Annotated in this window: 19 protein-coding genes; 18 read left to right on the plus strand and 1 reads right to left on the minus strand. The window is 71.9% G+C overall.

Going from position 1 to position 25,752, the window contains the following annotated elements:
- From ACGF12_RS20130 to ACGF12_RS20190, 13 genes are all read left to right on the plus strand, one after another.
- Positions 1-8,192: type I polyketide synthase (locus tag ACGF12_RS20130; protein WP_393031532.1), on the plus strand; the 8,192-nt coding region annotated here is incomplete at its 5' end.
- A gap of 70 nt (positions 8,193-8,262) precedes the next feature.
- Positions 8,263-9,300, plus strand: a complete 1,038-nt coding sequence (locus ACGF12_RS20135; protein WP_393031535.1) for a ketoacyl-ACP synthase III family protein — start codon at positions 8,263-8,265, stop codon at positions 9,298-9,300.
- Between the two features lie 323 nt (positions 9,301-9,623).
- Positions 9,624-10,058, plus strand: coding sequence for a hypothetical protein (locus ACGF12_RS20140; RefSeq protein WP_393031538.1), 435 nt, complete (start codon positions 9,624-9,626; stop codon positions 10,056-10,058).
- 300 nt (positions 10,059-10,358) lie between these two features.
- Positions 10,359-11,174 (plus strand): F0F1 ATP synthase subunit A, encoded by an 816-nt coding sequence (atpB, locus tag ACGF12_RS20145; RefSeq protein WP_393031541.1) that lies wholly within the window; start codon positions 10,359-10,361, stop codon positions 11,172-11,174.
- Positions 11,175-11,282: 108 nt separating this feature from the next.
- Positions 11,283-11,513 carry an ATP synthase F0 subunit C gene (gene atpE, locus ACGF12_RS20150; protein ID WP_393031543.1) on the plus strand — a complete coding sequence of 77 codons (231 nt, stop codon included), beginning with the start codon at positions 11,283-11,285 and terminating at the stop codon, positions 11,511-11,513.
- 35 nt (positions 11,514-11,548) lie between these two features.
- Positions 11,549-12,106: a F0F1 ATP synthase subunit B gene (locus tag ACGF12_RS20155; protein ID WP_393031546.1), complete on the plus strand. Its 558-nt coding sequence runs from the start codon at positions 11,549-11,551 to the stop codon at positions 12,104-12,106.
- Entirely contained in the window at positions 12,103-12,918 is an 816-nt protein-coding gene (locus ACGF12_RS20160; RefSeq protein ID WP_393031549.1) for a F0F1 ATP synthase subunit delta, read from the plus strand. Before ACGF12_RS20155 ends, ACGF12_RS20160 begins: the two co-directional genes overlap by 4 nt.
- A 156-nt stretch (positions 12,919-13,074) precedes the next feature.
- The gene (atpA, locus tag ACGF12_RS20165; protein ID WP_393031552.1) at positions 13,075-14,649 is read left to right on the plus strand and encodes a F0F1 ATP synthase subunit alpha; all 1,575 of its coding nucleotides are present in this window, start codon (positions 13,075-13,077) and stop codon (positions 14,647-14,649) included.
- 32 nt (positions 14,650-14,681) lie between these two features.
- Positions 14,682-15,596, plus strand: a complete 915-nt coding sequence (locus ACGF12_RS20170; RefSeq protein WP_393031555.1) for a F0F1 ATP synthase subunit gamma — start codon at positions 14,682-14,684, stop codon at positions 15,594-15,596.
- 2 nt (positions 15,597-15,598) lie between these two features.
- Positions 15,599-17,044 carry a F0F1 ATP synthase subunit beta gene (gene atpD, locus ACGF12_RS20175; protein WP_393031558.1) on the plus strand — a complete coding sequence of 482 codons (1,446 nt, stop codon included), beginning with the start codon at positions 15,599-15,601 and terminating at the stop codon, positions 17,042-17,044.
- Positions 17,045-17,228: 184 nt separating this feature from the next.
- A complete protein-coding gene (locus tag ACGF12_RS20180; RefSeq protein WP_393031561.1) occupies positions 17,229-17,612 on the plus strand; it encodes a F0F1 ATP synthase subunit epsilon in 384 nt (127 codons plus the stop codon).
- Positions 17,613-17,760: 148 nt separating this feature from the next.
- A complete protein-coding gene (locus ACGF12_RS20185; protein WP_030057523.1) occupies positions 17,761-18,261 on the plus strand; it encodes a DUF2550 domain-containing protein in 501 nt (166 codons plus the stop codon).
- A 22-nt stretch (positions 18,262-18,283) separates the two neighbouring features.
- Complete coding sequence (locus ACGF12_RS20190; RefSeq protein ID WP_393031564.1) at positions 18,284-18,856, plus strand: cob(I)yrinic acid a,c-diamide adenosyltransferase; 573 nt, start codon at positions 18,284-18,286, stop codon at positions 18,854-18,856.
- Positions 18,857-18,859: 3 nt separating this feature from the next.
- On the opposite strand, the gene ACGF12_RS20195 is transcribed toward ACGF12_RS20190, so the two are convergent.
- A complete protein-coding gene (locus ACGF12_RS20195) occupies positions 18,860-19,453 on the minus strand; it encodes a hypothetical protein (RefSeq protein ID WP_393031567.1) in 594 nt (197 codons plus the stop codon).
- A 157-nt stretch (positions 19,454-19,610) separates the two neighbouring features.
- Between ACGF12_RS20195 and ACGF12_RS20200 the strand changes: the two genes are divergently transcribed.
- From ACGF12_RS20200 to ACGF12_RS20220, 5 genes are all read left to right on the plus strand, one after another.
- Entirely contained in the window at positions 19,611-20,813 is a 1,203-nt protein-coding gene (locus ACGF12_RS20200; protein ID WP_393031570.1) for a sensor histidine kinase, read from the plus strand.
- Positions 20,810-21,460, plus strand: a complete 651-nt coding sequence (locus ACGF12_RS20205; protein WP_387617174.1) for a response regulator — start codon at positions 20,810-20,812, stop codon at positions 21,458-21,460. Before ACGF12_RS20200 ends, ACGF12_RS20205 begins: the two co-directional genes overlap by 4 nt.
- Positions 21,461-21,677: 217 nt before the next feature.
- Positions 21,678-22,547 (plus strand): 3-hydroxyacyl-CoA dehydrogenase family protein, encoded by an 870-nt coding sequence (locus ACGF12_RS20210; RefSeq protein ID WP_387617172.1) that lies wholly within the window; start codon positions 21,678-21,680, stop codon positions 22,545-22,547.
- A gap of 381 nt (positions 22,548-22,928) precedes the next feature.
- On the plus strand, positions 22,929-23,246 hold the full coding sequence (locus ACGF12_RS20215; protein ID WP_380611563.1) for an STAS domain-containing protein: 318 nt from the start codon (positions 22,929-22,931) through the stop codon (positions 23,244-23,246).
- Between the two features lie 163 nt (positions 23,247-23,409).
- On the plus strand, positions 23,410-25,749 hold the full coding sequence (locus tag ACGF12_RS20220) for an ATP-binding protein (RefSeq protein ID WP_393031576.1): 2,340 nt from the start codon (positions 23,410-23,412) through the stop codon (positions 25,747-25,749).
- The last annotated feature ends 3 nt before the right edge of the window (positions 25,750-25,752 follow it).

Below are 25,752 nucleotides of genomic sequence, written 5' to 3' on the forward strand. Positions count from 1 at the left end.
ACACCCACGACGACACCACGACCTCCGTCGCCGTCGCCCTCCAGCGCGCCAACCGCCCCCAGACCACCACCGCCCTCACCACCCTCACCACCCTCCACACCCACGGCACCCCCACCACCCTCCTCGCGGCTGGCCGCCAGGTCACCCTGCCCACCTACGCCTTCCAGCACCAGCACTACTGGCTCGACAACGCGCCGTCCGGCTCGGGTTCCGTCGCCGCCCTGGGCCTCGCTTCGGCCGACCACCCGCTGCTCGGTGCCGCCGTCGGTCTCGCCGACTCCGACAGCCTGCTGCTCACGGGCCGGCTCTCCCTCGCCACCCACCCGTGGCTGGCCGACCACGCCGTCAGCGGCACCGTCGTCCTCCCCGGCACCGCCTACGTCGAACTCGCCCTCCACGCGGGCGACCAGGTGGGCTGCGGCCGGCTCGACGAGCTGACGCTGGAGGCGCCGCTCGCCCTGCACCCCGAGGGCGGCGTGCACCTGCAGCTCGTGCTGGGCGCGGCCGACGAGGACGACCGCCGAACGGTCGCGCTGTACTCACGGCCCGAGGGCGCCGCCGAGCACGAGCCGTGGACCCGGCACGCCTCCGGTGCCGTTGCGCCGGTCCGGCCGACGGAGTCTTTCGACCTCTCCAGCTGGCCGCCCGCCGACGCGACGGCGGTCGGGGTGGAGGACCTGTACGAGCGGCTCGCCGACCGGCACTACGGGTACGGTCCCGTGTTCCAGGGCGTCCGCGCGTTGTGGCAGCGGGGCTCCGAGGTCTTCGCCGAGGTGGCGCTGCCGTCCGAGCAGGACGGCGGGCGCTTCGGTCTGCACCCGGCCCTGCTGGATTCGGCGCTGCACGCGCTGGCGCTCGGCCTGCTGGTCGAGGGAGGGCCGGAGGGTTCGGTCCTGCTGCCGTTCAGCTGGAGCGGGGTCACCCTCTACACCGTGGGCGCCCCGGTCCTGCGGGTGCGCCTGTCGCGGACGGGTGACGACCGGGTGTCGCTGGCGGCTGCGGACGGCAGCGGTCGTCCGGTCGCCCTCGCGGACTCGCTGGTGCTGCGCCCGATCTCAGCCGAGCAGCTGCGCGCCGCAGCGGCCGGCACGCACGGCCAGGAGTCGGTGTACCGGGTGAACTGGGTCCCGGCCCCGGCGGCCGACAGCCCGTCCGCCGTCGACGGCTGGGCGGTGCTGGGGGACGACGAGCTGGGCCTGGCGGGTGCCTTCGAGATGGCCGGGCACAAGGTGACGTGCTACCCGGACCTCACGGCACTCGGTGACGCCCTGGCCTGGGGGACCCCGGCCCCGGCGGTGGTGATCGCCGCGTTCCCGCCGAGCGGCGGGACCGGGACCGCGGTCGACGAGCTCACCCTCCTGCCGGCGGACGTCCGGGAGGCCACGCACCGCGCGCTGGAGCTGCTGCAGGAGTGGCTCGCCGACGACCGGCTGGCGTCCTCCCGGCTGGTCCTGCTGACTGACGGGGCCGTTCCGACCGAGCCCACCGGGGACGTCCGGGACCTCGCCGGGGCAGCGGTCTGGGGCCTGGTGCGCTCCGCGCAGTCCGAGAACCCCGGCCGCTTCGTCCTGGCCGACCTGGACGGCGACATCTCCTCGTACGGCGCGCTGCCCAAGGCGCTGGCCGGCGGGGAGCCGCAGCTGGCGGTCCACGCCGGTCGGACGCTGGTGCCGCGGCTGGCCGCGCACGCGGTGGTCCCGGCGGCCGTGCCGCGGCCGGTCGACCCGCAGGGAACCGTGCTGCTCACCGGTGCGACCGGCACGCTCGGTGCCCTGCTCGCCCGGCACCTGGTGGCCGAGTACGGCGTCCGGCACCTGGTGCTCACCAGCCGGCGCGGTGCCGACGCCCCCGGCGCGTCCGCACTCGTGGCGGAGCTGGAGGAGTCGGGGGCGAGCGTGACGCTCGCCGCCTGTGACACGGCGGACCGCAAGGCGCTCGCCGCCCTGCTCGCCGCGGTCCCAGCCGAGCACCCCCTCACCGCGGTGGTCCACGTCGCCGGCATCGTCGACGACGGTGTCATCTCCTCCCTGACCGACGACCGCGTCGACGCGGTGCTGCGCCCGAAGGTGGACGCGGCCGTCAACCTCCACGAACTCACCGAGGGCCTCGACCTGGCGGCCTTCGTCCTGTTCTCCTCCGTCTCCGCCACGCTCGGCGGTGCCGGACAGGGCGGCTACGCAGCGGCGAACTCCTTCCTGGACGCGCTCGCCCAGCGCCGCCGCTCGCGGGGCCTCCCGGCCGCCGCGCTGGCCTGGGGCCTGTGGGCCGAGCGCAGCGCGCTGAGCGGTCACCTGGCGGAGGCGGACCTGCAGCGCATGGCGCGGACCGGTCTCCTGCCGATGGAGTCGGAGGAGGGCCTGTCCCTGTTCGACGTCGCGCTGGGCTTGGACGAGCCGGCGTTGGTGCTGGCCCGGCTGAACACCGAAGGGCTCGGCGGGCAGGCCGGTTCCGACGCACTGCCCGCGGTGCTCCGCGGCCTGGTGCGCGCCCCGGAGCGGCGTGCCGCCAGGGGCGGCGGTGCGGGTGGGCAGCAGGCCCCGGGGGGCTCGCCGCTGCGGTCGCAGCTGGCCGGCCTGCCGGGTGCGGAGCGGGACAAGGTGGTGCTGGACCTGGTCCGTGCCCAGATCGCCGCCGTTCTCGGGCACGCCTCGGTGGACGAGGTGGAGCCGGGCCTGGCGTTCAAGGAGCTCGGTTTCGACTCGCTCACCGCGATCGAGCTGCGCAACCAGCTGAACTCGGCGACCGGGCTCCGCCTGCCGTCGACGCTGCTCTTCGACTACCCGTCGCCCTCCGCGCTGGTCCGTTTCCTGTGCGACGAGGTGATGGCCGACCAGGACGACGCGACCGTCACCGCCGCCGCCACGGGCGGGGTGACGCAGCACGCGGGTCCGGGCGTCGTCGTGCCGGTGGCGATCGCGGACGACGAGCCGATCGCCATCGTCGCGATGAGCTGCCGCTTCCCGGGCGACGTGCGAACCCCGGCCGACCTGTGGCGACTGGTCTCCGACGGCACCGACGCCATCTCCGGCTTCCCCACCGACCGGGGCTGGGACCTCGACAACCTGTACGACCCGGACCCGGACCAGCAGGGCAAGTCGTACGTCCGCGAGGGCGGCTTCTTCCACGACGCGGCCGACTTCGACGCGGAGTTCTTCGGGATCTCGCCGCGTGAGGCACTGGCGATGGACCCGCAGCAGCGCCTGCTGCTGGAGACCTCCTGGGAGGCGTTCGAGGGCGCCGGGATCGAGCCGGCGTCGCTGCGCGGCAGCCGCACCGGTGTGTTCGCCGGCCTGATGTACCACGACTACGCGTCCCGGATGACGACCATCCCGGACGGTTTCGAGGGCTACCTGGGCAACGGCAGCGCGGGCAGCATCGCCTCCGGCCGCCTCTCGTACACCTTCGGCCTCGAGGGCCCGGCGGTGACGGTGGACACGGCGTGCTCGTCCTCGCTGGTGGCCCTGCACCTGGCGGTGCAGGCGCTGCGCAGCGGCGAGTGCGACCTGGCGCTGGCCGGCGGTGTGGCCGTGATGTCCACGGCGCTGCCGTTCGTGGAGTTCAGCCGCCAGCGCGCGCTCTCGCCGGACGCCCGCTGCAAGTCCTTCGCCGCCGCGGCGGACGGCACGAGCTGGTCCGAGGGCGTCGGCATGCTGCTCGTCGAGCGGCTGTCGGACGCCGAGCGCAACGGGCACCGGGTGCTCGCGGTCGTGCGGGGGAGTGCGGTCAACCAGGACGGTGCCAGCAACGGCCTGACCGCGCCCAACGGTCCGTCCCAGCAACGCGTGATCCGCCAGGCCCTGGCCAGTGCGGGTCTGACGGCCGGCCAGGTAGACGCGGTCGAGGCGCACGGCACGGGCACCAAGCTGGGTGACCCGATCGAGGCGCAGGCCCTGATCGCCACCTACGGGCGGGAGCGCCCGGCCGACCGGCCGCTGCTGCTGGGCTCGCTGAAGTCGAACATCGGCCACACCCAGGCCGCAGCCGGCGTCGGTGGTGTGATCAAGATGGTCATGGCGATGCACAACGGCGTGCTGCCCAAGACGCTGCACGTGGACGAGCCCACCCCGCAGGTGGACTGGTCGGCGGGCGCGGTCGAGCTGCTGACCGAGGCCACCGCCTGGCCCGAGACGGGCGAGCCGCGCCGTGCGGCGGTGTCCTCCTTCGGGATCAGCGGCACCAACGCGCACGTCATCATCGAGCAGGCCCCCACCCCGACGAGCGTTCCCGCGGCGGAGGCTGACGAGCCCTCGGCGGTGCTGCCGTGGTTCCTCTCCGGCCGGACCCCGGAGGCCCTGCAGGGTCAGGCCCGGAGCCTGCTGGAGCACGTCGAGGCGGATGCCGAGCTGCGTCCGGTGGATGTGGCGTTCTCGCTGGCGACGACGCGTTCGGTGTTCGAGCACCGGGCCGGTGTGGTCGCCTCCGACCGGGACGGGTTCCTGGACGGACTGCGCGCACTCGCCGAAGGCGTGCCCGCCGCCGGTGTCGTCCGCGGGACCGTCGCGGGTGAGCCGGGCCGCACGGTGTTCGTGTTCCCGGGTCAGGGTTCGCAGTGGGTCGGGATGGCGGTCGAACTCCTGGACAGCGAGCCGGTGTTCGCGCAGCGGATCGCGGAGTGCGAGGAGGCGCTGGCGCCGTTCGTGGACTGGTCGCTGACCGGTGTCCTGCGCCAGGTCGAGGGTGCGCCGACGCTGGAGCGCGTCGACGTCGTCCAGCCCGTCCTGTTCGCCGTCATGGTGTCGCTGGCCGCACTGTGGCAGGCCCACGGCGTGCGGCCCGATGCCGTCATCGGCCACTCCCAGGGCGAGATCGCCGCCGCCGTCGTCGCGGGCGGACTCTCCCTGGAGGACGGCGCCCGCATCGCCGCCCTCCGCAGCAAGGCCATCACCGCCCTCGCCGGACGCGGCGGCATGCTCTCCGTCCCCCTGTCCCGGCAGGAGGTGGAGGCCGAGCTCGCCACCCGCCCCGACGGCGGACTCGCCATCGCGGCCGTCAACGGTCCCGCCTCCATCGTCGTCTCCGGCGAGACCGCCGCCCTGGACGCCCTCCAGGCGCACTACGAGGCCGCCGAGATCCGCGCCCGCCGCATCCCCGTCGACTACGCCTCCCACTCCTCCCAGGTCGAGGAGCTGGAGACCGAACTCGCCACCCTCCTCGCCCCCGTCCAGCCGGGTGAGGGTGACATCGCGTTCCACTCCACCGTCACCACGCTGGAGACCGACACCAGCGCCCTCGACGCCGCCTACTGGTACCGGAACCTGCGGGAGACGGTCCGCTTCGAGGAGACCGTGCAGTCGCTGATCGAGCTCGGCCACACCACCTTCGTCGAGGTCAGCCCCCACCCCGTCCTCACCTACGGCATCGAGCAGACCGCCGAGGCGGTCGGGGCCGCGGAGACCGTCCTGAGCACCGGCACCCTGCGCCGCGAGGAAGGCGGCCTCCTCCGCTTCCTCACCTCGCTGGCGACCCTCCGCACCCACGGCCACACCACCGACCTCACCGCCCTGCTCAGGGGCGGTGAGAGGGTCACGCTGCCCGGCTACGCCTTCCAGCGGGAGCGCTACTGGCTGGACCCGACCCCCGTGGCCGGCGTCGCTGCGGATGTGAGTTCGGCGGGTCTGACGAGCACCGTCCACCCGCTGCTCGGCGCGGTCATCGAGCTGCCGGGTACGGACAGCCTGCTGCTCACCGGCCGGCTGTCCCTCGCCACCCACCCGTGGCTGGCCGACCACGCCGTCAACGGCACCGTCATCCTCCCCGGCACCGCCTTCGTCGAACTGGCGCTCCAGGCGGGGGAGCAGGTCGGCTACGAGCTGGTCGAGGAGCTCACGCTCCACGCCCCCCTCGTCCTGCCCGCACACGGGGCCGTCCGCCTCCAGATCGCCGTGAACGGCCCGGACGAGACCGCCCGGCGGGCCCTGACCATCCATTCCCGGCCGGACACGGACGTCGACGGTCAGGCCTGGACCACGCACGCCACCGCAACCCTGGGCGCCGACGCCCCGCCCGCAGCGGCCGCGGCCTCGGCGGTCTGGCCGCCCAGCGGCGCCACCCCGGTGGAGGTCTCCGACCTCTACTCCGTGCTGGAACGGGCGGGCTACGGCTACGGCCCTGCCTTCCAGGGACTGCGGGCCGCCTGGCGCCAGGGGGAGGACGTCTACGCCGAGATCGCCCTGCCCGAGCCCCTGCACGACCAGGCCGCCGGGTTCGGTCTCCACCCCGCCCTCCTCGACGCGGCACTGCACACCGTCTTCGTCCGCACCCCCGAGGCCAGGCCGCTGCCCTTCGCCTGGCACTCCGTCACCCTCCACGCCGTGGGCGCCACGACGCTGCGCGCCCACCTGGCGCCCACGACCGAGCCCGGCACCTACACCCTCGTCCTCGCCGACCACGACAACGAGCCCGTGGCCACCGTCGAGGCGCTGACCGTCCGCGAGCTGCCCCCGGGGCACACCTTCGCGGCCCCGGACGGCGCGCGGCAGTCGCTGTTCCGGCTGGAGTGGACGGAGGCCGGGGACGGGGCCGGCGCCCCGGCGGGCGGGCTGCGGCTGGCGCTGCTGGGTGAGGACGTCCTGCAAGTCAGGGCGGCCCTGATGGCAGCGGGGACGTACATCGAGGCCTACCCGGACCTCGCATCGCTCGGCAAGGCGCTCGACAACGGCCGCCCGGTGCCGGACGTGGTCCTGGCCGGCACGGTGTCCGCCGCCCAGGCGGGCGGCGGACAGTCGGCGGCCGCGGCCGCGCGCGCGCTGACCGCGGAGGCGCTGTCGACGGCGCACTCGTGGCTCGCCGACGACCGCCTCGCCGGCTCCCGGCTGGTCTTCCTCACCCGGGACGCGGCGGCGGCCGCGGGCGACGGCACCGCTCCGGCCTCGCCGGACCTGGCCGCCGCGCCGGTCTGGGGCCTGATCCGCTCCGCCCAGTCGGAGAACCCGGGCCAGTTCGGCCTGGTCGACGTGGACGGCGACCGCGCCTCCTGGAAGGCCCTGCCCGGTGTCCTGGCCGGGGCCGAGGAGCAGGCGGCGTTGCGCCGGGGTGCCGTGTTGGTGCCGCGGCTGACCCGGGCCGAGGCGGCCACGGCGCCGGCCGGCGCTCCGCTGGACCGGGAGGGGACGGTGCTGATCACGGGCGGCACCGGGACCCTCGGCGCCCTGGTGGCGCGGCACCTGGTCACCGCGCACGGGGTGCGGTACCTGCTGCTGGTCAGCCGGCGTGGCGCCGAGGCGCCCGGTGCCGCTGACCTGCGGGCCGAGCTGACCGGGCTCGGTGCGACCGTCACGCTCGCCGCCTGCGACACCTCGGACCGTGCCGCGCTGGCCGCCGTGCTGGCCGGGATCCCGGCGGAGCACCCGCTGAGGGCCGTGGTGCACGCCGCGGGCGTGATGGACGACGCGGTGCTCTCCGCGCTGACGCCGGACCGGCTCGACGCGGTGATGGTCCCGAAGGCCGACGCGGCCTGGAACCTGCACGAGCTCACCGCCGGCCTCGACCTGTCGGCGTTCGTCCTGTTCTCCTCACTGTCGGGCACGCTCGGCACGGCGGGCCAGGGCGGCTACGCGGCCGCAAACGCGTTCCTGGAGGCCCTGGCCGAGCACCGGCGCGCCCAGGGCGGGGCCGCGGTGGCGGTTGCCTGGGGCCTGTGGGCCGAGCGCAGCGGGATGACCGGACACCTGGAAGCGGCCGACCTGGGTCGGCTGGCCCGGGTGGGCGTGGCGCCGCTGGCGTCCGACGAGGGCGTGCACCTGTTCGATGCGGCGCTGCGGGACGGGGCGCCCACCGTGGTGGCGGCCCGGCTGGACTTCGCGGCGTTGCGGGCGGCGGCCCGGTCGCGGGAGCTGGCACCGCTGTTCCGAGGCCTGGTGCGGGTGACCACCCGCAGGGTCGTCGACGGTGCGGCGCCGGCCCCGGACACGGTGCGGCGGCGGCTGGCCGGCATGGCGCGGACCGAGCAGGAGGCCTTCCTGCTGGACCTGGTCCGGACGACGGTGGCGGCGGTGCTGGGCCACGCGTCGACCGACACGGTCCAGCCGGACCGGGGACTGAAGGAACTCGGCTTCGACTCCCTGTCGGCGGTGGAGGTGCGCAACCGTCTGAACGTCGCCACGAGCCTGCGGCTGCGGGCCACGGTGGTGTTCGACCACGCTTCGCCGGTCGCGCTGGCGCAGTTCCTGAGGGACGAGATTCTCGGGGGCTGACCCGTTCGTACCTGCCACGGCAGCGGTTGCCGGCGGCGATCAGCAGTTCGTATCAGAAATGAGGGAAGAAATGCGCGTTTCAGGCGTCTACATCGAGTCGGTCGGTGTTCACCTGCCGGAGTGGGTCAGTGCCGAGCAGGCCGTGGCCGACGGCGTTTACAACGCTGAGATCCAGGCGGGGAACGGCCTGACCGGGACGCACGCCGCGGGCGACGTGCCGGCCCTGGAAATGGCTGTGAGCGCCGCCAGGAGCGCGGTGGAGCGGTCGAAGTACGACACTGGCTCGATCGAGTCGCACATCCACAGTGGCGTGTTCTTCCAGGGCCCCGAGGGCTCCTACCCGCCCGGCTACCTGCTGCGCGAGCTGGGTGTGAGCGGCATCCCCAGCCTGGACCTGCGCCAGGGCTGCAACGGCATGCTGGCCGGTCTGGAGGTCGCGGTCGGCCAGGTCACCGGTGCCGCCGGGGCGAAGAGCGTGCTGCTCACCACGGGCGAGAACTGGACCACGCCGCTGCTGGACCGCTGGACGGGCTTCGGCCCGGCGTACATCCTCGCCGACGGCGCCTCCTCGATGGTCGTCAGCGGCGAGTACGGGTTCGCCGAGGTGCGCTCGGTGAATTCCGGAACGCTTTCCGAGCTCGAGCAGTGGCACCGCGGTGAGGATTCGCTGCTGGCCCCGCAGAACACCGACGGAAACCCGTACGACGTGAGCAGCCGCGCGACGTCCTTCAACGAGAAGACGATGACGCTGGCGGAGGTGCTGGAAAAGCTCACCGTCTTCGACCTGAACCTGATCTTCCGTTGTCTGGTGGATGCCGACCTGAACGCGTCGGACATCAAGAAGGTCATTTCGATCAACCTCGACGGCCGCATGATCGAGCAGGCGATGATGCAGCCGCTGGGACTGACGATGGACCACTCGGCCTGGGACTTCGGCAAGGCCATGGGGCACATGGGCGCCTCCGACGTGGTGGTGACCCTGGAGCACCTGGTGCGCACCGGGGAACTCGTCCCGGGTGACAACGTCCTGCTCACCTCCTCGGGCCCGGGCTGGACCTGTTCCGTGGCTGTTCTGACCATCACCGAGAGGCCGACCTGGGCGGTCTGAGGGCTTTCACCGTCGGGGCCGGGCGCGATCACGCGCCCGGCCCCGATCCATGTGGCGCAAGCGCTTCGCTCGTACGGGTGACACTGTTGGGCCACCGGTGTGGCGAGAAGCACACCGGCAGGGTAAAGACCACATCAAATAGCTTGTGATATCGTTCACGAGGAGCCCCGGGGCATGCTCGAGTAACCTCTCGAGCAACGAGGACTTGCCGTGTAGGTCGGCCTCCCGGTCCTTGATGTGAGTGCTTGTCAGGTATTCACCTTGTTCCACGCCCTTGAGCTGTTCCACGCCCTTTGACCCGACATGCCGCCGGAGTTGACGACATGCCGTCCCATGACGCCCGGATCATCCGCGGCGCCGCAATCCCTACTGCGTGCGCCGGAATCGCCGCTATGGCGATCTCGACTGCGGTCGTAGGAGTCAAGGGGTTGTACGGCGCGCTGTTCGCAGTCCTGCTGGTGATCGCCTTCTTCAGTGTCGGCCAAGCCGCCGTTGATCGCCTGAGCAGGGGAAATCCCCAGCTGCTGATGCCGGTGGCCATGTCGGTCTACATGGGGCAGATCCTGCTGGTGGGGATCGTGCTGGCGGTCTTCAAGGGGACGACCGCCTTCGACACCAAGGTCTTCGGACTCACCGTGCTGGGATGCACGCTGGTCTGGACGGTCGCGGTGGTTCGCATCGGGATGAAGGCCAAGATCTTCTACGTGGAGACCGACTCCTCCTCCGGCAAGGGGAAATCCGCGGAGCGTCAACCGTGACGCTGCTGCCTCCCCCCTCCGGGGAGGGGGCGGTGTCCGGTGCCCTGGCGGCGGACTGCTATCGTCCGGGGCAGCCACGGGGTGTGGCATGCGACTGGATCGTTCCGCTGATCGGACGGATGGCGCTCCAGACCCCACCCGTCTCCACACCGCCGGCCGCGCGGAGGCCGCGCTTCGGCGCCGGCCCCGCCCCCACCGGCTCGCGAGACAAGAATCCAGTCAAAGTGCCGCACCGTGGCCGAGGGCCGCGCCGACACACCGAGGTTGCCGTAACTATGTGTCACGACGAAGGAGTCCGTGGTGAGTGCTGACAGGCTCACGCAGCTTGCCTCTGAGGCCAACTGCCACCTGTTCTCCGGCTGCGGCTTCCCGGCGCCCGGCCTGAACGAGTTCCAGTTCAAGCCGATCTTCACGATCGGCAGCGTCGAGTTCAACAAGCCGATGCTGCTGTCGATGATCGTCGCACTGCTGGTGATCGGTTTCTTCTGGGCTGCTTTCGCCAAGCCGAAGCTCGTGCCGGGCAAGCTGCAGCTGGTCGCCGAGATCGGCTACGAGTTCGTCAAGCGCAGCATCGTGCTCGACTCCATCGGCAAGCGGGGACAGAAGTACGTCCCGATGATGGTGTCACTGTTCTTCTTCATCTGGGTTCTGAACGTGATGTCGATCATCCCGTTCGCCCAGTTCCCGGCTGCCGCCGCCATCGGATTCCCGGCCGCACTGACCGCCGTCATCTGGGTCACCTACATGGGCCTGACCTTCAAGACCCACGGCTTCGTCGGTGGTCTGAAGAACCTGTGCTGGCCGTCGGGTGTGCCCGGCTGGGTCATGTTCATCCTGGTGCCGATCGAGTTCGTCTCGAACATCTTCCTGCGGCCCTTCACTCTCGCGGTGCGACTCTTCGCGAACATGTTCGCCGGTCACCTGCTGATCGTGATGTTCTCGGTCGCCTCCTGGTACCTGCTCACTCCGAGCATCGGCGCGCTGTACGCCGGCGCCTCGTTCACCGTGACGCTGGCCCTGACCGCCTTCGAGCTGCTGATCCAGTTCCTTCAGGCGTACATCTTCGTTCTTCTCGCCAGCACGTACATCGGCGGAGCGCTCGAAGAAGCGCACTGACGTCGAACCGGCGCCGCACCGTCAGCGCCGGCCCGCGCGGGCAACTCCCGACCAAGACTCCCGGTGGCCAACCACCACCGGTCCCACCACGCATAAGGACAGATTGAGATGCAGAACCTCGCTGAGGTCTCCGGTTCCATCGCCTCCCTCGGTTACGGTCTTGCGGCCATCGGCCCCGGCATCGGCCTGGGCATCATCTTCGGTAACAGCGTCCAGGCCATGGCCCGTCAGCCCGAGGCCGCCGGTCTGGTCCGCACCAACATGTTCATCGGTCTGGCCGTGACCGAGGCGCTCGCGCTCGTCGGCATCGTTATGCCGTTCGTCTTCGGCACCAAGTGACCCTGCGCTAGTCGCTTCCGACGAAAGGTCCAGATATGTCGCTCGCGTTCATCGCGGCAGAGGGGGAGGAGATGAACCCCCTCATCCCCGCGTGGCCCGAGGTCATCATCGGCCTGCTCTGCTTCTTCATCGTCTTCGGCTTCCTCGGCATGAAGCTCCTCCCCACCATCGAGAAGGTGCTGGCGGAGCGTCGGGACGCGATCGAGGGCGGCATGGAGCGCGCCGAGACCGCTCAGGCGGAGGCCCAGGCCGTGCTTGAGCAGTACCGCGCCGAGCTGGCCGAGGCCCGTCACGAGGCTGCTCGCATCGTCGAGCAGGCTCGCGAGCAGGGCGCTGCCCAGCTCGCCGAGATGCGCGAGGAGGGCCAGCGTCAGCGCGAGGCCATCGTCGCCGCCGGTCACGCCCAGATCGAGGCCGACAAGAAGCAGGCGACTGCCGCCCTGCGCCAGGACGTGGGTTCGCTGGCCACCCAGCTGGCTTCCCGCATCGTCGGCGAGTCCCTTGAGGACAACGCCCGGCAGAGCGGCGTGATCGACCGCTTCCTGGACGAGCTGGAGGCCAAGGCCGCCGTTGCTCAGGGTGCGGCCAAGTGATCGGCGCCAGCCGCGAGGCTCTTGCCGCCGGTCGGCAGAACCTGGAGAGCCTGACCGACTCCACCTCGGTGGACGCGGCCAAGCTCGCCGAGGAGCTCACCGCCGTCACGGCCGTACTGGACCGCGAGGTCTCGCTGCGCCGCGTCCTGACCGACCCGTCCCGGTCGGGCCAGGACAAGGCTCAGCTGGTCACCTCGCTGCTGACCGGTCAGGTCTCCGGCGAGGCCGTCGACCTGGTCTCCGGTCTGGTCCGCTCCCGCTGGTCGGGCTCGCGTGACCTGGTGGACGCGACCGAGGAGCTCGCCGCGTACGCCGAGGTCATCGCCGCGGACAAGGTCGGCGTCCTGGACGACGTCGAGGACGAGCTGTTCCGCTTCGGCCGGGTGGTGAGCGGCTCGCACGAGCTGCGCGCCGCGCTGACCGAGCCGAAGGCCGGCGCCGTCGCCAAGGCCGAGCTGATCAAGAAGCTGCTCGGCGGCCGCGCCAACGCCAGCACCGTCCGGCTGGTCACCGCCCTCGTCAACATGCCGCGTGGCCGTAGCCTGGAGCAGGGCCTCGAGTCCTACTCGAAGGTCGCTGCCGCGCGCCGCGGCCGCGTGGTGGCCCTGGTCACCAGCGCGGTGCCGATGTCGGACACCCAGAAGGAGCGCCTGTCCGGTGCTCTGGGCCGGATGTACGGCCGTCAGATCCACCTGAACATCGACATCGACCCCGAGATCGTCGGCGGTGTCCGGGTGCAGATCGGCGACGAGATCGTCGACGGCACCGTGTCGAGCCGCCTCGAAGGCGCTCGCCAGTCGCTCGAAGGCTGAGCACCCAAGCAGCACATCCGACCCTCGGTCGGGAAACCGGTTCCCCAAGGAGCCGGCAAATCGTACGGCCGGTTCATACGACCCGGCCGAGAGTCGAGTACTTGCGGCCCTCAATGGCGGGCCGAGGATCGCAAACTAGGAGAGCAGGGAAGCCTGATGGCGGAGCTTACGATCCGTCCGGAGGAGATCCGGGACGCGCTGGCCGACTTTGTCCAGTCGTACCAGCCGGACGCCGCCTCTGTGGAAGAGGTCGGCACGGTCACTGATGCGGCGGACGGCATCGCGCATGTCGAGGGCCTGCCCTCGGTCATGGCGAACGAGCTGCTGAAGTTCGAAGACGGCACGCTCGGCCTCGCGCTGAACCTCGACACCCGCGAGATCGGTGTCGTCGTCCTGGGTGAGTTCGGCGGCATCGAAGAGGGCCAGACCGTGCGCCGCACGGGCGAGGTCCTCTCGGTCCCTGTCGGCGACGGCTACCTCGGCCGCGTCGTGGACCCGCTGGGCAACCCGATCGACGGCCTGGGCGAGATCGCGGCCAGCGGCCGCCGCGCCCTGGAGCTGCAGGCCCCCGGCGTCATGGCCCGCAAGTCGGTCAAGCAGCCGCTGCAGACCGGCATCAAGGCCATCGACGCGATGACCCCGATCGGCCGCGGCCAGCGCCAGCTGATCATCGGTGACCGCCAGACCGGCAAGACCGCGGTGGCCGTCGACACGATCATCAACCAGCGCGACAACTGGCGCTCGGGCGACCCGGAGAAGCAGGTCCGCTGCATCTACGTCGCCGTGGGCCAGAAGGGCTCAACCATCGCGTCCGTCCGCGGCGCCCTGGAGGAGGCCGGCGCGCTGGAGTACACCACCATCGTGGCCGCTCCCGCCTCCGACCCGGCCGGCTTCAAGTACCTCGCCCCGTACACCGGTTCGGCCATCGGCCAGGAGTGGATGTACGACGGCAAGCACGTCCTGATCATCTTCGACGACCTGTCGAAGCAGGCCGAGGCCTACCGCTCCGTCTCCCTGCTGCTGCGCCGCCCGCCGGGCCGCGAGGCCTACCCGGGTGACGTCTTCTACCTGCACTCCCGCCTGCTGGAGCGCTGCGCCAAGCTGAACGACGCCCTGGGCGGCGGCTCGATGACCGGTCTGCCGATCATCGAGACCAAGGCCAACGACGTCTCGGCGTACATCCCGACCAACGTCATCTCCATCACCGACGGCCAGTGCTTCCTGGAGTCCGACCTGTTCAACGCCGGCATCCGCCCGGCCGTGAACGTCGGTATCTCGGTCTCCCGCGTCGGTGGCTCCGCCCAGATCAAGGCCATGCGCTCGGTCGCCGGCCGTCTGCGTCTGGACCTCGCCCAGTACCGCGAGCTGGAGGCCTTCGCCGCCTTCGGTTCCGACCTGGACGCGGCCTCCAAGGCCCAGCTGGAGCGCGGTGCGCGCATGGTCGAGCTGCTGAAGCAGGGTCAGTACCAGCCGTTCCCGGTCGAGGAGCAGGTCGTCTCCATCTGGGCCGGCACCACCGGCAAGCTGGACGACGTCCCGGTCGCCGAGATCCGCCGCTTCGAGCGCGAGTTCCTGGACCACGTGCGCCTGCAGCACAAGGACCTGCTCGCCGGCATCGTCGAGACCGGCCTGCTCGCCGACGGTACCGTCGACGCGCTGACCACCGCGATCGAGGCCTTCAAGCAGGGTTACCAGACCGCTGACGGCAAGCTGCTCTCCGAGCAGGCCTGAGTCCGGTAACGAGGGAAAGGACGTAACGACCCATGGGAGCACAGCTTCGGGTCTACAAGCGCCGGATCCGCTCTGTCACCGCGACGAAGAAGATCACCAAGGCGATGGAGATGATCTCCGCGTCGCGCATCGTCAAGGCGCAGCGCGCGGTGGCCGCCTCCACTCCGTACGCCGATGAGCTCACCCGGGCGGTGACGGCGGTGGCCACCCGGTCCAACGCCAAGCACCCGCTCACCACCGAGAACCCGGACGCCAAGCGCGCCGCCGTCCTGCTGATCACGGCGGACCGCGGCCTGGCGGGCGGTTACTCGACCAACGCCATCAAGGCGGCGCAGGTGCTCACCGAGCGCCTGCGCGGCGAGGGCAAGGACGTGGTGACGTACATCATCGGCCGTAAGGGTGTCTCGTACTACACGTTCCGCGGTCAGACCATCGCGGACTCGTGGACGGGATTCTCGGACAAGCCGACCTACGGTGACGCGAAGACCGTGGCGGCCGACCTGATCGAGGCCTTCAAGGCCGAGACCGGCGGTGTGGACGAGCTCCACCTGATCTCGACCGAGTTCGTGTCCATGCTGACGCAGAACGCGGTGGAGGCGCGGCTGCTGCCGCTGAAGCTGGACGAGGCCCAGCTCAGCGACCAGTCGCCGGCCAAGTCGGAGATCTTCCCGCTGTACGACTTCGAGCCGTCGGCGGAGGGCGTCCTGGACGCGCTCCTGCCGCGGTACGTCGAGAGCCGGATCTACAACGCGCTGCTGCAGTCGGCCGCTTCCGAGCACGCCGCCCGCCGCCGCGCGATGAAGAGCGCGACGGACAACGCCGGCGAGCTCATCAAGTCGCTCACGCGGCTTGCCAACTCGGCCCGCCAGGCCGAGATCACCCAGGAAATCAGCGAGATCGTCGGTGGCGCCAACGCGCTCGCTGACGCGAGCCGCGGGAGCGAATGAGTATGACCACCACTGTTGAGCCGACCACGGCGACGGGCCGCGTCGCGCGGGTCATCGGCCCGGTCGTCGACGTGGAGTTCCCCGTCGACGCGATTCCGGACATGTACAACGCCCTGCACGTCGAGGTGGACAACCCCGACGGCACCGGCAAGAAGACCCTGACCCTCGAGGTCGCCCAGCACCTCGGCGACGGCATGGTCCGCGGCATCTCGATGCAGCCGACCGACGGCCTGGTCCGCGGCGCGCAGGTCACCGACACCGGCTCGGCCATCTCGGTGCCGGTCGGCCAGATCACCAAGGGCAAGGTCTTCAACGCCCTCGGTGACGTGCTGAACGTCGACCAGGCGGAGTTCGACTCCCAGGTCGAGGTTCGCTGGCCGATCCACCGCAAGGCCCCCGAGTTCAAGGACCTCGAGTCCAAGACCGAGATGTTCGAGACCGGCATCAAGGTCATCGACCTGCTCACCCCGTACGTCACGGGTGGCAAGATCGGTCTGTTCGGTGGCGCCGGTGTCGGCAAGACCGTTCTGATCCAGGAGATGATCTACCGCGTCGCCGAGAACTTCGGTGGTGTGTCGGTGTTCGCCGGTGTCGGCGAGCGCACCCGTGAGGGCAACGACCTCATCGACGAGATGGTCGACTCGGGCGTTCTGGACAAGACCGCGCTGGTCTTCGGCCAGATGGACGAGCCGCCGGGCACCCGTCTGCGCGTCGCGCTGTCCGCGCTGACCATGGCGGAGTACTTCCGTGACGTCGAGAAGCAGGACGTGCTCCTCTTCATCGACAACATCTTCCGGTTCACCCAGGCCGGTTCCGAGGTGTCGACCCTGCTCGGCCGCATGCCCTCCGCGGTGGGCTACCAGCCGAACCTGGCCGACGAGATGGGCCTCCTGCAGGAGCGCATCACCTCGACCCGCGGTCACTCGATCACCTCGATGCAGGCGATCTACGTCCCCGCGGACGACCTGACCGACCCGGCCCCGGCCACCACCTTCGCCCACCTGGACGCGACCACCGTTCTGTCGCGCCCGATCTCGGAGAAGGGCATCTACCCGGCCGTCGACCCGCTGGACTCCACGTCCCGCATCCTCGACCCGCGGTACATCGCGCAGAACCACTACGACACGGCTCTGCGTACCAAGGGGATCCTGCAGAAGTACAAGGACCTCCAGGACATCATCGCGATCCTCGGCATCGACGAGCTGTCCGAAGAGGACAAGATCACGGTGCACCGTGCGCGTCGCATCGAGCGCTTCCTCTCGCAGAACACCTACGTGGCGAAGCAGTTCACCGGTGTCGAGGGCTCGACCGTGCCGCTGTCGGAGACCATCGAGGCCTTCAACGCGATCGCGGACGGCAAGTACGACTCCGTCCCGGAGCAGGCCTTCTTCATGTGCGGTGGCATCGAGGACCTCGAGAAGAACGCCGCCGAGCTGGCGAAGAAGTAATCGCGGCCGGTAGCAGCTGAGTGACCGTGAGGGGTGGCCCCCGAGCCTGGGGTCCACCCCTCACGTCGCATCGGCTGTGATTCCGGTCAAATCCGTGCCGCCGGTTTCATGCCGGGGGCGCGGGGCCGTTATTCTTACCGAAACTCCCGAGTAATCGGGCGTTGCATGAGCCTAGGAGCCCACGTTGGCTGAGCTGCACGTCGAGCTGGTCGCAGCCGACCGCAAGGTGTGGTCCGGTGCGGCCACCATCGTCGTCGCCCGTACGGCCTCCGGTGACACCGGCATCATGCCGGGCCACACCCCGGTGCTGAGCGTGCTGGAGACCGGCCCGGTCACCATCCGCACGGTGGACGGCGGGACCGTGATCGCCGCTGTGCACGGCGGCTTCATCTCCTTCGCCGACAACAAGCTGTCTCTGCTCGCGGAGATCGCTGAGCTGGCGGACGAGATCGACGTCGCGCGTGCCGAGCGCGCACTGGAGAAGGCCAAGTCGGACCTGGACGAGCACGCCGAGCGGCGCGCCGAGGTCCGTCTGTTCGCGGCGCGCGGCCTCACGGTCCACGCCTGAGTGTGCCGGACCCCGGCTTAGCGGGGTCGACCGACGGTCCCGGGGACGCGCGAGCGTGACCCCGGGACTGTCGTCGTAGTTGGTAGGTCAGCGCGGTCGCTTCATACGACCGTAACGGGGAACGCGGGTAGCGAGGAGGTAGGTGAGCATGGTCCTCGCGCTTGTGGTGTGTGCGGCGGTCGTGGCGCTGGGAGTGATCGGCCTGATGGCCTTCGCCGTGCGCCGCCGCCTGATCCAGCGGGTCGGCGGCACGTTCGACTGCAGCTACCGGCTCAAAATGCCCGCCGACGCCTCGACGCAGCCCGACCTCGACGAGAACGGCAAACCCACCTCAGCCCCGGTCCCCCCGACCGACGGCAAGGGGTGGGTTTTTGGTATCGGCCGGTACAGCGGCGATTCGATCGAATGGTTCCGGGTCTTCTCGTACGCGCCGCGCCCGCGCAAGGTGCTGCCGCGCCGGGAGATCGAGGTGCTCGGCCGGCGCTACCCGGAGGGCCAGGAGGAGCTGGCGCTGCTCTCCGGCTCGGTGGTACTGCGCTGCCTGCACAACGGGGCGCCGCTGGAGCTGGCGATGAGCGAGGACGCGCTCACCGGCTTCCTGGCCTGGCTGGAGGCCGCCCCGCCCGGCCAGAGGGTTAACGTCGCCTAACCTGTCGGGCTAGGGTGGCCGCATGGTCAATCTGACGCGCATCTACACCCGTACCGGGGACGACGGCACCACCGCGCTCGGCGACATGAGCCGGACCACCAAGACCGACCCGCGGCTGATGGCGTACGCCGACGCCAACGAGGCGAACGCGGCGATCGGGGTGGCGGTGGCGGCCGGTTCGCTGGCCGAGGACGTGGTGGCCGTGCTCACCCGGGTCCAGAACGACCTGTTCGACGTCGGCGCCGACCTGTCCACCCCCGTGGTCGAGGACCCGAAGTACCCGCCGCTGCGGGTGCTGCAGTCCTACATCGACCGGCTGGAGGGGGACTGCGACCACTACCTGGCCCAGGTGGAGAAGCTGCGCAGCTTCATCCTGCCCGGCGGCACGCCCGGCGCGGCCTACCTGCATCTGGCCTGCACGGTGGTGCGGCGGGCCGAGCGCTCCACCTGGGCGGCGATCGCGGAGTACGGGGACTCGGTCAACCCGCTGACCGCGAAGTACCTCAACCGGCTCTCCGACCTGCTGTTCATCCTGGCCCGGGTGGCCAACAAGGAGCGCGGCGACGTGCTCTGGGTGCCGGGGGAGAACCGCTAGGCCCTAGACCCGCTCGGCCGGGGCCTGCTCCACCACGACCCGGCCGTTCTCGACCCGCACGCCGGCCGGCGGCTCCTTGGGCCAGATCGAGAAGCAGCCGGCCACGATCACGTTCACGACTGCCGCGATGCCCAGCTTCCAGTACCACTGGCCGAAGGTGCCGAAGTGGGCGGAGCCCGCGGAGAGCGGGACGAGCAGGGTGATCAGACCCAGGGTGATCACGGCGGACACGACGGTGCGGCCGGCCAGCTGCCACTCGTACCTGGTCCGTTCCGGGCCGTACTTCGGCGAGGGCAGCGGCTTGGGGCCGCCGGCGAAGCGGTGCAGGAAGTGCCGGTCGGCCCAGCGGACCAGCGAGGGGCCGTAGCCGACCGAGAAGCCGGCGTAGCTCGCGGCGAGGGCGTGCATCCAGCTCGCCTCGGCGCCGCCGCGCAGGTTGAGCACGGTGAGCGCGTACAGGGCGAGGTCCACCACCGGCAGGCCGATCAGCAGCGCGGTGCTGGTGCGGTGCCGGCGCAGCAGGTAGCGGGCGGAGAGCGCGAGGCCGAGCACGATCCACCAGGAGATCTCGGCCGCGACGATGAGGGTGACGATCACGTTCTGCTCCCGGTCGTGTCGGCGGTGTCTCCAGCCTCGTGCGCGGGCGCGGTGGTGTCGTCGTCGCGCGGTGCCGTCCGGGGCTGCATCTTTCGATGTAGCGGCCTCCTCCGTGGACGGGAGCCGGTGCGGGGGCCGGGGATGGTGAGATGGGGGTGTGCTCGTACCGTCCGTCCCCCCGCGCCGGCTGGACCGGCTGATCGCCCTGGCCGGACTGCTCGGCGGCGTGCTGCTGATCGTCTTCAGGGTGTACGACCGGCCGGAGCGCAATCCGCTCTGGTCGGTGCTGCTGACGTTGGTGGTGATGGCCGGGCTGGAGCTGGTCCGACGGACCCGGCCGGTGCTCGCGGTGACGGTGGGTGGGCTGGCCTGCGCGTTGTGCCTGCTCACCGGCAGTCTGCTGGCGACGCTGATCATGTACACCGATCTGTTGTACGCGGCGGTGGTCTACGGCACCCGGCGGATGTCGAAGGTGCTGCACCTGACCAACGGGTCCACCGTGCTGGTGCTCTCCGGTCTCGCGCTGTACTACGGGGGTACCTCGGCCGGGCTGCTGATCGTGGTGGTCAGCTCGCTGCTCTTCCTGGCGCCGGTGTGGACCGGCGACGTGGTGCGCAAGCACCGGCGGGAGGCGGAGACCGAGCGGCTGCGGGCCGAACAGACCGCGCTGCTCTCGGAGATGGACCGGCGCGAGGCGGTTGGCGCCGAACGGGCGAGGATGGCACGGGAGTTGCACGACGTGGTGGCCAACCACCTGTCGGCGATCGCGATCCACGCCACTGGCGCGCAGTCGGTGGCCAGGCGGCGACAACTGGCCGAGGACGACCCGCTGGTGGAGGTGCTGGCCGTGATCCGGGAGAACAGCGTCCAAGGATTGGCCGAAATGCGTCGCATGATCGGACTGCTCCGGGACAGTGGCGGGGGAGAGGCCGACGAGTCCTACGCGGCGCCCGACCTGGCCGCGGTGGACGCCCTGCTGGCGAAGGCCCGGGCGGCCGGGCAGGACGTGGGGCTGGAGTTCGAGCTGACCGAGGACGGCGAGCGCGGCGAGGTCCCGGTGCCGGTCGGGCTGGCCGCGTACCGGATCGTCCAGGAGTCGCTGACCAATGTGCTCAAGCACGCCGGGCCCGGGCTGGTCACCCTGCGGCTGGAGTTCGGGCCCGAGGAGCTGCGGATCGCCGTCGACAGCCCGTACCGGGGCGGGCCGGGCCGCGAACTGCCCGGCGCCCGGGCGGGACTGGTGGGCATGGCGGAGCGGGCCGGGCTGCTCGGCGGCAGCTTCGAGGCCGGGCCGAGGGACGGTGGGTGGAGCGTGCGCGCGGTGCTGCCGCGCGGCCGGGAGAGCGAGGGACGGGCATGACGATCCGGGTGCTGGTGGCCGAGGACCAGGCGGCGGTACGGGCCGCGCTGGTGATGATCCTGCGGGCCGAGCCCGGGTTCGAGGTGGTCGGGCAGGCCGCCGACGGCGAGGAGGCCGTCCGGCTGGCGCTGGAGCTGCGGCCGGACGTGGTGCTGATGGACGTGCAGATGCCCCGGCTGGACGGCGTCTCGGCGACCCGGCAGGTGGTCGCCGCCGGGGCCGCCCAGGTGCTCGTGCTGACCACCTTCGACCTGGACGAGTACGTCTACGGCGCGCTGCGGGCCGGCGCGGCCGGGTTCCTGCTCAAGGACCTGGAGGCGGACACCCTGATCGAGGGCATTCGCACGGTGGCCCGCGGGGACGGCATGCTGGCGCCCTCGGTGACCAGGCGGCTGATCGGCGTCTTCGCCCGCCCGGAGCGGCAGGTCGGGCCCGAGGCGAGGGCGGCGGTGGCCGGGCTGACCGCACGTGAGCGGGAGGTGCTGGCCTGCATCGGGTCGGGGCTGTCCAACGGGGAGATCGCGAGCCGGCTGGAGATGGCGGAGGCGACCACCAAGACCCACGTCAGCCGGATCCTGGCGAAGCTGCGGCTGCGCAGCCGGGTGCAGGCGGCGATCCTGGCCCAGGATCTCGGTCTGACCATCTGAACCGTCTGAACCGTCTGAACCGTCTGAACCGTCCGACCGACGTCCTGAGCGACTGACCAGGTCGGTTGCAGATCACACTCCCGATTGCTACTGCGCGGACGGTTCGGGCACTAGAGTCCCGGAATTGAGCGATGCGGCTCTCTCGGGCGGCGACCCCTGCCCTGAGCCGCCTTCAGGGCCCGCCCGCGGGGCGGCGACGGCATCGGGAGACCCAGCCATGAGCAATGCGTCCAGCAAGCAGATCGCCGTGATCGGTGCCGGCCTGATGGGCGCCGGCATCGCCCAGGTGTCCGCGCAGGCCGGCCACCCGGTGGTGCTGCGGGACGTCACCGAGGAGGCGCTGCAGCGCGGTCTCGCCGGCATCCGTGCCTCGTACGAGAAGTTCGTCGCCAAGGGCAAGCTGAGCGCCGAGGACGCCGAGGCCGCGCTGGGCCGGATCACCACCACCACCGACCTGGGCGCCGTCGCCGAGGCCGACATCGTGGTCGAGGCCGTGTTCGAGCAGCTGGACGTCAAGGAGGCCGTCTTCCGCGAGCTGGACAAGCTCGCCAAGGACGGCGCCGTTCTGGCCTCCAACACCTCCGCCATCCCGATCACCCGGATCGCCGCCGCCACCGAGCGCCCGGAGTCGGTCGTCGGGGTGCACTTCTTCTCGCCGGTCCCGATGATGAAGCTGGTCGAGCTGGTCCGCGGCTACAAGACCAGCGACGAGACGCTGGCCGTCGCCCGTGCCTACGCCGAGGGCGTCGGCAAGGAGGTCGTGGTGGTCAACCGCGACGTGGCCGGCTTCATCACCACCCGCCTGATCACCGCGCTGGTCGTCGAGGCCGCCAAGCTGTACGAGTCGGGCGTGGCCACCGCCGAGGACATCGACACCGCCTGCCGGCTCGGCTTCGGCCACGCGATGGGCCCGCTGCAGACCGCCGACCTGACCGGCGTGGACATCCTGCTGCACGCCGCCCGCAACATCTACACCGAGACCCAGGACGAGAAGTTCGCCGCCCCGGAGATCATGGCCCGCATGGTCACCGCCGGCGACCTCGGCCGCAAGAGCGGCCGCGGCTTCTACCCGTACGAAGGCAAGTGAGCCGACAAGGCTGAACGACCTGGCGGGCCGTGCGATCGGAGCATCGTACGGCCCGCTGTGCCGGGGGGTGAGTTTCCTCACGCCCGGTGCTGCAGACGGGTGATTTGGGCGGTAATCGAGCGTAGGTGTGGAGAGTTCCTGCGTATATTCCCTCGGACGAGTGAAGTTGCTTCAGATCAGAGCGGAAACCAGCAACCTGCGGCGTTGCTCCACCGTCAGATGAGGGAACCCGGCATTCCGACCGGGGCCGGGTGCGAGTCGAGCCGTCACCGGCGTTCCGCCCGGGAAGTCCCACCCCGATTCAGCGGCCATCTCGCTGCCGAGCCCGTCGCGGCCGGGGCGGGCCAACCCGACCAGGCCACCCAGGCGAAGGAGGAGAGCATGCGCATCACCGGCGACCACACGGCGCTGGCCATCGAAGGCCGCCTCGACGTGCGCACCGCCGCCGACGCGCGGGCCCGGCTGCACCAGGCCGTGGACGGCGGCCTCGGCGACCTCGTGCTCGACCTCGGCCGACTGGAGTTCTGGGACGCCACCGGCCTCGGCGTGATCATGGGCACCCACCGGCGGGCCGGCCGGATCGGCCGCCGGCTCGTGCTGCGCTCCGTCCCCGCACAGCTCCAGCGGCTCCTGGTGGCGACCAAGCTGCACCGCATCCTGGCCGTCGACGGCGGCGTCGCCGAGGCGCACGTCCTCTAGCCGTCACATCCGCCCCGCACCCGCCCGCACTGCGCGGGCGGGCCCGGATGTGCGAGAGTCTGCCCGTCAGAAGACGGCCGCCCGGGGCCAGCCCGCGGCCGCGACCGAAACGTGTGCCGCCCGGCGCGGGGCGCCGGCGGCCGAGCACGATGCGGAGCAGAACGTGGCACAGCCAACCGGGGAGTTCCGGCAGGAGGCCGTCCGCACCCGCGGCGGAGAGCTGGTCTCCGGCGGCCTGCTGGTCGGCGTCGGAGCCCCGGACGGCTCCGAGGCCAGGCCCTGCCCGGAGGAGTGGCGCCCCCGCCCGCGCCGGATCGAACGCAGCGAGCCCGCCCGCGGCCCGGTCGGCGGCGTCGGCCGCGCCGTCGGCCCGCTCGCCCTCGGCGCCGGGCCCACCGACCTGCCGCTGCTCGACCGCGAGGCCGACATCGCCGAACTGCTCGGCCTGCTCGCCGAGGGCCGCTCGATACGCCTGGTCGGCCAGGCCGGCTCGGGCCGCAGCACCCTGCTGTCGGCCGTCGCCGAGGCCGCGGCCGACCTCGCTCCCGGCGGCGTCGTCCAGCTGTGCGGACACCGCCGCACCGCCGCCGACCTGCTCCAGGACCTCTTCGCGGCCACCCATCACGCCCCCGGCCACCGGCCCGACCCCGGCCAACTGGCCGCCCACCTCGCCGGGATCCGCGCCGTCGTCGTGATCGACGAGGCCGAGCCGACCGGCGCCGAGCTGGAGGAGCTGCTCGCCGCCGCCCCCGGCTGCGCCTTCCTGATCTCGGTCGCCCCCGACAGCCCGCTGCTGCCGGGCGACTCCCGCATGCGGGACCACGCCGTCGCCGGGCTCTCCCGCTCCGCCTGCCTCGCCCTCGCCGCCCGGCTCGCCGGACGGCCCCTGGACGTGGCCGAGAAGGCCTGGGCGGTCGACCTCTGGTTCGAGTCCGAGGGCCTGCCGCTGCGCTTCGTGCAGGCCGCCGCGCTGCTGCGCCAGCGGGACGTCTCGGTGGACGCGCTGGTCGCCGCCGAGGACGACCGGCTGGACGTCTTCGGCGCGGTCGACGAGCCCGTCCACGACCCCGACCCGGCGGTGCGCGAGAACGCGCTGCGCCGCACCGTCCCGCTGCCCTCGGTCGCCGAGACCGCCTCGCCCGCCGTCCGGCTCGCCGAGGGCCTGAGCGAGCCCGCGCAGGCCGTGCTGCGGCTCGCCGTGGCGCTCGGTGGCGAGTGCCCCACCGCGCCGCACCTGCCCGCGCTGATCGACGTCGGCCAGGGCGAGAGCGCGCTGGCCGAACTCGCCGACGCCGGGCTGGCGGTGTCCATCGGCGGGCACCACCGGCTCACCGCCGGGGCGCTGGACCTGCTCGCCCCGCACTGGCCGGCCCGCGGCTGCGTGGACGGCGCCGCCCAGCACTTCGCCTGGTGGGTCGGGCACAGCTCGGTCTCGCTGGAGCAGATCGCCGCCGAGGCCGAGGTGGTCATCGGCGTGCTGCTGGCCGACCGGAACTCCGGCCGGCACGAGGCGGTGGTCCGGCTGGCCCGGGCGGCGGCGCCCGCGCTGGCGCTGGCGCTGCGCTGGGGCGCCTGGGAGCGGGTGCTGCAGCTGGGCCTGGAGGCGGCCCGGGGCACCGGTGCGACGGTTGACCAGGCCTGGTTCCACCACGAGCTGGGCGTGTACGCGATCTGCGTCCAGCAGCCGTCCCGGGCGATCGCCGAGCTGGAGACCGCGCTCACCCTGCGGGCCTCCGCCGGGGAGCAGCGCGGGGTCGCCGCGGCGCGCCGGATGCTCGACCTGCTGCGTGCCGACGGCCGGCAGCTGCCCGCCGCCGCGGTCGCGGCGGCACCGGGCCGCGGGCCGGTGATCCGCAAGATCGCCGCCCGGGTGCCGGCCGGCCTGAAGGCCCGGGCCGGGAAGCGGCGCCGGGTGGTGGTGGCCTCCGCGGCCGTGCTCACCTTCGGGGTGCTCGGCACGGCGGTGGCGATGAGCATCACCGGGCCCGACGAGCACAAGGGGAACGACCCGCACGGGCGCCTGGACGACGTCGGCGACACCGGTAACGCGCCGATGCCGCTGCCGTCCGCCAGCAGCGGCCCGGGGACGGCCGGTACGGGCGCCGCCGAGCCGGGCAGCCCGGCGGCGACGGCCACCAGCCCGGAGCCCTCGGCCAGCGGCAGCGCGTCGCACTCGCCGAGCGCCTCGCCGACCAGGAAGCCGAGCTCCTCACCGGGGGCCACCGGGTCGGGTGCCCCGCAGCAGCCGCAGCCGCAGCAGCCCGCACCGGGGCAGCCGCAGCCGCCGGTGCAGCAGCCGGGGCAGCCGCCGGGCGGTTCGGCCGGCGGCGGCACCGGTGGGGGGACCGGCGGTGGCGGTACTCAGCCCGGTGGCGGCACCAACACCTCGCCGCCACCGAAGCCGACGGTGACCCCGTCCTCGTCGGCCCCTGGTCAGACCCCGTCCGGGTCGGCCACCGGGACCAGTACCTCCAGCCCGTCGTCGTCGACCTCGACGGGCTGAGCG

It is taken from the genome of Kitasatospora sp. NPDC048296 (assembly GCF_043201815.1).
GTDB lineage: Bacteria > Actinomycetota > Actinomycetes > Streptomycetales > Streptomycetaceae > Kitasatospora.